General features: G+C 59.4%; 1 protein-coding gene. It reads right to left on the bottom strand.

Annotation, left to right across the window (positions count from 1 at the left end; translation table 11 throughout):
- A partial coding sequence (locus ACLFKU_RS43900; RefSeq protein ID WP_410853409.1) for an AMP-binding protein occupies positions 1–613 on the bottom strand: 613 nt, incomplete at both ends.

Below are 613 nucleotides of genomic sequence, written 5' to 3'. Positions count from 1 at the left end.
CCCACCGCCCCGAACGGCACAGGCGCGCCATGACCGTCCAGAAGATACACCCGCGTGTTCGCGATCGGACGCCCAATATGCGGCACAGCGTTGTCGCTGAAGAGCCGTCCTGAGGTCGCCACGACCGTCACTTCGGTCGGGCCGTAGTTGTTTATTAGCTTGAGAGCCGCTGGTAGAGGCCCAGGCACACGCTGGAGACGATCCCCGCCAATAAGCAAGTACTCCAATGTAGGATTTATCAGCTTATCTTCTAACGCGATTGTAGCGAGCGGCGTGATCAAAAAGGCGACGTCCAGCGATTGATCACGCCACCATTCCAACAGATGGAGAGAATCTCCCGCTGATGCTCTGGGCGGGAGCAGCAATCTGCTGCGGTTACATAACGCAGACCATAGCTCCCAACTGCTGGCATCGAATGCGACTCCAGCCGTGAATGCGCAGCAGGTATCTCGCTGCGGACAAAACGTTTGCACATGCCATGCTACAAGATTGGCCAAGCCCCGATGTTCGACCATGACGCCCTTGGGCGTGCCTGATGATCCCGAGGTGTAGATCACGTAGGCGAGGTGGCGTGAGCTCAGGCCGAGCGCGCGCGGGTCCGGATCGGAGGCCG

The sequence above is a fragment of the Paraburkholderia sp. EG304 genome, assembly GCF_046543485.1.
In the GTDB taxonomy this organism is placed as follows: Bacteria; Pseudomonadota; Gammaproteobacteria; order Burkholderiales; family Burkholderiaceae; genus Paraburkholderia; species Paraburkholderia youngii.
The sequence above is the reverse complement of the archived record's forward strand: the minus strand, read 5'-3'. Positions and strand labels throughout refer to the sequence as shown.